The organism is Myxococcus sp. CA051A (assembly GCF_013336705.1).
Lineage (GTDB): Bacteria > Myxococcota > Myxococcia > Myxococcales > Myxococcaceae > Myxococcus > Myxococcus llanfairpwllgwyngyllgogerychwyrndrobwllllantysiliogogogochensis.
Map to the genome: position 1 here is coordinate 1 of NZ_JABUMS010000048.1, position 5,783 is coordinate 5,783.

Annotated in this window: 4 protein-coding genes and 2 pseudogenes; 5 read left to right on the top strand and 1 reads right to left on the bottom strand. The window is 68.3% G+C overall.

Annotated features, from left to right (window positions below; translation table 11 throughout):
- Window positions 1–237: 237 nt before the first annotated feature.
- From HUA74_RS44780 to HUA74_RS44790, 4 genes and pseudogenes are all read left to right on the top strand, one after another.
- Window positions 238–846 carry a PD-(D/E)XK nuclease family protein gene (locus HUA74_RS44780; RefSeq protein WP_371817411.1) on the top strand — a complete coding sequence of 203 codons (609 nt, stop codon included), beginning with the start codon at window positions 238–240 and terminating at the stop codon, window positions 844–846.
- A gap of 30 nt (window positions 847–876) precedes the next feature.
- A complete protein-coding gene (locus HUA74_RS44785; RefSeq protein WP_174459490.1) occupies window positions 877–1,212 on the top strand; it encodes an IS66 family insertion sequence element accessory protein TnpB in 336 nt (111 codons plus the stop codon).
- A pseudogene (tnpB, locus tag HUA74_RS47005) lies at window positions 1,212–1,523 on the top strand (IS66 family insertion sequence element accessory protein TnpB); the annotation flags it as partial. The gene HUA74_RS44785 and the pseudogene tnpB, both read left to right, overlap by 1 nt.
- Window positions 1,524–1,609: 86 nt before the next feature.
- A pseudogene (locus HUA74_RS44790) lies at window positions 1,610–3,092 on the top strand (IS66 family transposase).
- Window positions 3,093–3,804: 712 nt separating this feature from the next.
- Here HUA74_RS44790 and HUA74_RS44795 read toward each other — a convergent pair.
- Complete coding sequence (locus HUA74_RS44795; protein WP_217442863.1) at window positions 3,805–4,686, bottom strand: hypothetical protein; 882 nt, start codon at window positions 4,684–4,686, stop codon at window positions 3,805–3,807.
- Between the two features lie 758 nt (window positions 4,687–5,444).
- On the opposite strand from HUA74_RS44795, the gene HUA74_RS44800 reads away from it, so the two are divergent.
- Window positions 5,445–5,582, top strand: coding sequence for a hypothetical protein (locus HUA74_RS44800; RefSeq protein ID WP_174459492.1), 138 nt, complete (start codon window positions 5,445–5,447; stop codon window positions 5,580–5,582).
- Window positions 5,583–5,783: the final 201 nt, after the last annotated feature.

The window sequence follows — 5,783 nt, forward strand, 5'->3', positions numbered from 1 at the left end:
ATCGTCCACGGCGGGAACTCCTCGGCTCCCCTGCCAGGGGGAGACCGTCTCGGTTGGTTTCACCGAGGAGCTTCCCTCTTTCACGCTCATCCCTGCTCGCCGACTACACACTTATAGGGACACGACCTCGCCAAGGTGTTGCGGTTACCCGAGCCCACCACGGGGGCGCAGTAGGTCGGCACCGAAGGACACGCCCAGCTTGAGCCCTACTTGTCGACGGGCGAAGACGTGCTCGGGGTGTTCGCGAAGTCGGGGGCGCACCTGCTGCCCACGCCCGGCCCCGACCTACTCGTCGAACAGCCCCTCGACGGTGCCCCGCCACTGACGGCGGGTGGCATCCCGTTCACCGGCTTCATCGACCTCGTGGATGCTCGACAGCTCGCCTCCGACGGCGTCCTGCGAATCACCGACCACAAGTTCACGAGCAACGTCGCGAGAAACGCCGCGACGCCCGAGCAGCTCGCCGACGCCAACACGGAACCCGGCCTGCAAATGGTCGGCTATGCCGCGTGGGCACTCAGCCAGGTCGAGCGATTCCCGGGCCTGCGCGAACTGGAGCTGGAGCACCTCTACTACCAGACCCGGGGCCAGCACCTTGCGGTGTCCGTCGTCGCCTCCGTACCTGTCGGGCACGTCGCGCGCGAGTGGCGGACCAAGGTCGAGCCCCAGGTCGAAGCAATGAAGGCGCACGCGCAAGCCGCCCGAGCTGCCGATGTGCCCGCGAACTTCGGCCCCGCCTGCACCAAGTACGGCGGGTGTCCGTTCATGGCCAAGTGCCTTTCAGGAGAGAAGACCATGTCGCTGCGTGACAAGCTGCTCGTAAGCGACCGACGGCCGACGTCCTGAACTGGGGTGGACCCGCCGGTTCACTCCGGCATGCGACGACCCAATCCGGATGAGTGGAAGCAGTTGGTAGAAGAGTTCGAGGCGAGCGGGCTGACGCAGAAGCAGTTCGCGACCAGGCATGAGGTCTCGCTCAGCGCCTTCCAGTACACGCTGTACAAGAAGCCGAGGTCCGCACTGGGGCGGAGGCCCGAATCGACAGAGAGGCCACGGGGGAGGTTCCTTCCCGTGGAGGTGGTCGCGTCCCCCGTGCGGCGGACGAGAGAAGGACTGATGCTCGAGGTGGCGCTGCCGCGAGGAGTGCTCCTGCGTTTCCCGGAGGGCACGCAGGCGGAGTACCTCGCGCATCTCGTGGCGGTGCTCGGCTGATGCCGCTGTTGCCCCGGGCGGTGCGAATCCTTCTGGCACGTGAGCCTGTGGACATGCGTAACAGCATCGATGGGTTGGCGGCGATAGTGCGCGCGGAGTGGAAGGAGAGTCTCTACGCCGGCCACCTCTTCGTCTTCGTCTCGCGGCGCGGGGACAAGGTGAAGATTCTCTCCTGGGACGCGGGAGGCTTCGTCCTCACCTACAAGCGCTTGGAGCAGGGCCGCTTTCGCCTGCCTGCCTTCGGCGAGGACGCCTTGGGAGCGCAACTGGATGCCACGCAGCTGGCCATGCTGCTCGACGGAATCGACGTCACGCACGTCCGCAGACCAGGCAAGTGGGCACCGCCCCCTGCCGCCGAGGCAATGCCCGCCAGCGGTGGGTTGGTTTTCCCAGAGAGATGGCAGCGCTCGATGCGACGCACCAGTGCGAGTGGCGTGAGCGAGCCGAAGGGCTCGAGCAGGAAAACCTCACCCTCAAAGAGCGCGTGGGCAGCATCGAATCCCAGCTCGCGCTCCTCCAGCGGACTGTCTTCGGAAAGAAGAGCGAGAAGCTCCTCCGCCTCGAAGACGAGCTGCGCAAGGCCTCGGGCAACGCGCCCAGGCCGCGTGAAGCGACGCTGAAGGAGCGGAGGCTGAAGCGCGAGGCGCGCGCGACGTTGCCCGAGCGGCTGATTCATCACCGCGTTCCCGAGGAAGCGCGGAGGTGTCCGTCCTGCGGTGGCACGGCGTTGAAGCCCCTGGGCCCCGGCAAGCGCACTGACCTCATCGAGTATGTGCCCGCGCACGTGGATGGAGCGGCAGGTCCATCTGCAGGAGACGCTCGTCTGCCCCTGCGGCGCGGGCATCGTCACCGCCCCCGCACCGAAGGCCATTGAGCAAGGCCAGTATGGCCCGGGCTTGCTGGCGCACGTGGTGACGGCGAAGTGCTGCGACTCGATTCCGCTGTATCGCCAGGCCAAGGCCCTCGCCCGCGCGGGCATGCCCGTCGCGCGCACCACGCTCTGCGACGTCTTCCACGAGGTGGGCCGGGCCACGGCGCCACTCGCCGAGCGCCTCTTGGCGCTGGTGAGAGAGGCCCGCCTGGTGCACGCCGACGAGACACCCCAACGCGTGTTGGACGAAGGCAAGACGCGCCGGGCCTACGTCTGGACATTCCGCACCGATGAGCTCATCGCCTACGTCCACAGCGCCAGTCGCTCCGGCGTGACGCCCCTGGAAGTGCTCGGGGGAACCCAGGGCTTCCTGCGCGTGGATGGCTACACGGGCTACAACCGCGTGACGCTGCCGGAGGGGCGTGTGCGCGTGGGGTGCTGGGCCCACGTGCGCCGCAAATTCTTCGACGCGCTCACCACCGCGCCCGAGTCCAGGACGGCGCTCGACCTCATCCTCGCGTTGTACAGCGTCGAGCACGCCGCCCAAGACTCCGGGACGCTCGGCACTCCGGAACACCTCCACGCTCGCAGCACCACCAGTGCACGCATCCTCGAGCGTCTGGCTGCGTGGGTGGATGAACAGCTTCCGCTCCATCCCCCCAAGAGTCCCCTGGGCAGGGCTCTTCGCTACACGAAGGGGCAGTGGAGTGCACTGACGCGTTTCTTGGAGGACTCCTCACTTCCCCTCGACAACAACGCCGCGGAGCGTGCGTTGCGCGCCATGGCCCTGGGCAGGAAGAACTATCTCTTCGTCGGCAATGACGAGGCAGGTCGGAATCTGGCGGAGCTGAGTTCCCTGGTCGCCACGTGCGAGGTCCACGGCGTCAATCCCGAGACGTACCTCGCCGACGTGCTGATGCGACTTGGCAGCCACCCCGCATCACGTCTGGACGAGTTGCTGCCTCACCGCTGGCAACCGTCCTCCGCCTCCGCGCCTGACTCCTCCTGAAGCCACCCAAACCTTGGCGACCAGGACGTCCGTGCGCGGCTACCATGCTGAGCAAGCGGAAGGGTGCATCCGGCGAACGTCACCCGTCGGTCGGTTACTGCTCACCTGCACTGGGAGCATGCGCACGGCTGGCTCGGCCTTGGTGCTCACCTGGCGCCGACGGCGGTAGACCCATGACTGCACCATGCTCAGCCGCAACCCCCGGCGCCCGGCGAACTCCCGCTGCGTCAGCCCGCTCGCTTCGAACTCCTCCGCGACGCGTACCCACTCCGGCTTCTCAGCTCTCTTCAGCATCCGTCGAGGGATGACCTGCCACACTCATCCCGGCAACACCCCGCAGCACGTCGTCCGTCGGACGGATACGGCCAAGCGAGCGGGGGGCTGGTACGCGCGGGCGCTTCACGGACGCGCTGCGGCAGGAGGCACTCGCGGTGCTGGAGGCGCGGAAGGCTCAGGGCGCAAGCCAAGAGGGGGTGGCCGAGGAACGGGGCTGAGTCCCTGGACTCTCAGCCGCTGCAAGCAGCGGTCAGCGCGCGCAGGAGTGACAGTCGCCGCGTTTCAGCCGGTGCTCGTGGTGTGCGAGGCCGGAGGGCTGTAGTCGCCCGGGGCCCTCAAGGTGCACGGCCCCGGTGGCCCGCGGGTCGAGGGCCGACGGTGGAGTGGGTAGCGGCGCTGGCGTCGGCAACGGGAGCATGCCCGCGGCGAGGCGGGCCTACGCGCCGGGATACTCCGCGTGGATGTCGCCGTCGCGCAGCCGCCAGCAGAAGTCGTTCATCCGCGCCGCAGCAGGGGCGTGCCGAGAGAGGATGTCCGCCACGGCGGCCGGCACGTCCTGCGGAATGTCGCCGCTCGCGCATCGGCGCACGTACCCGTTGCGCTCAACGGGGCCACCGCCCGCCGGCACCGGTAGCCCGCACACCGTGGTGACGAGCCAGTTCACCAGCCGCATCGCCGCGTACTCGGCATCGTGGCCGACGTGCCGCGCGACGAAGTCGCGCTCGGCGTTCGACAGGTCGAACCGAGGCGAGGTGGCCAGCCCGAAATCGACGAGGTAGATGCGCTCATCGTCGGCCCGGATGTTGCCGAAGTGTCCGTCCATGTGGAGCAGCTCGCGGCCACGCAGGAACGCCACCATCTCGAACAACTGCCGCTCGAGGGTCCCGGCCTGGCCGACCGGGTCGGTGAGCCTCTCGTGCAGCGAAGAGGGGACGTACTCGAGAAAGAGCACGAGGCTGGAGGTCGCGGCGGCCAGTTCCTCGAAGCGGATGCGCACGGCCGGGTCGCCGCCGAACTGGGCGACCACGGCGTCGATGTCCAGCTGTTCCGAGGCGACAGGTGCACGGCCGGGAAGCACCCGCCAGTGGTGCAGCAGGGGGAAGGACTCCGCCTCACCGGCGAGGACCCCCTCGGTGACGAGGAGGTTCGCAGCCAGCTCGCGCCAGGCGCCGAAACCCGGACCTGCGAGGCGGTACATGCCGTACTGGCAGGAGGTCGGCAGGTCGAACAGGTTCGCGGTGCTGTGTGGATGGGCCAGCTCCCGGTCGGTCATCGGGATGCGCTTGGCGAATACCGGCACGCCGTCCACGTCGAGCACCGAGGTGCCACCGCCCACCCCCACGGCGTGGGTGGGCGCGGCTCGGAGGGCCGCCGCCAGCTCGTCGGCACTGTGGGCGGTGAGCCACGCAGAGATGCGGTCGTGGCGGAGGCGTCGAAGGGAGTGCATCGCACCCCATCATGCCAGTCGCCGGCGATCAATCCACGGCCGCTTGCCGGCGATGCGCCAAACCTCGACGACTCCCTCGGGCCGGGCGCCGCCGTGAGCTTCGTCCCGGCCCTTCCGCACCCTGCTGATCGCTTTGCCAGTCGCGTGCGCCACCCCTGCCACGGAGAGTGGCAGCACGGGCGACACGGCAGCGATGTGAGGGGGCTGCTTGGCCTCAGGCCGTGGGTCGTGCCTTGGGGCACGCAGCGTGGTAGCGCCGCACGGGGGACGCGACCACCTCCACGGGAAGGAACCTCCCCCGTGGCCTCTCTGTCGATTCGGGCCTCCGCCCCAGTGCGGACCTCGGCTTCTTGTACAGCGTGTACTGGAAGGCGCTGAGCGAGACCTCATGCCTGGTCGCGAACTGCTTCTGCGTCAGCCCGCTCGCCTCGAACTCTTCTACCAACTGCTTCCACTCATCCGGATTGGGTCGTCGCATGCCGGAGTGAACCGGCGGGTCCACCCCAGTTCAGGACGTCGGCCGTCGGTCGCTTACCAACACCGAGCACCTTCACTCCGCCATCCGCTTCGTCACGCCCGACGACAGGCACTTCGGTCGCGAGGCCTCGCTGCTGGCGCGACGCCACCAGGTGTACCAGCGCGCCCAATCCCGTCACCCGGAGCGCTGGAGCCGCGTCACGCGCAACTGGACTCCCGCGGGCTCCGTCCGCCTGGGCCCCTCGCCCAGTCTCACCCCGGCCGTGCAGGAGATGAAGCGCATCGGCTGAACCCTCTCACGCGACATCTACCTTGACGCTCACCGCCTGCGCGAGCCGCCTGAGACTCGTTGCACCTGCCAGACTGACATGCCCTGCGGTTTTCGGACCACCTGAAGCTTGAGAGGATGCCGTCTCCGGACACCACGGAGGCAGGCAGTGAAGAAGAGTCGGTTCAGCGAAGAGCAGATGGTCGCCATTCTGCGAGAGGCG

Excerpts from the sequence above, each read along its gene's own strand:
- HUA74_RS44785 (WP_174459490.1), top strand. The coding sequence starts at position 877 with ATGCGACGACCCAATCCGGATGAGTGGAAGCAGTTGGTAGAAGAGTTC.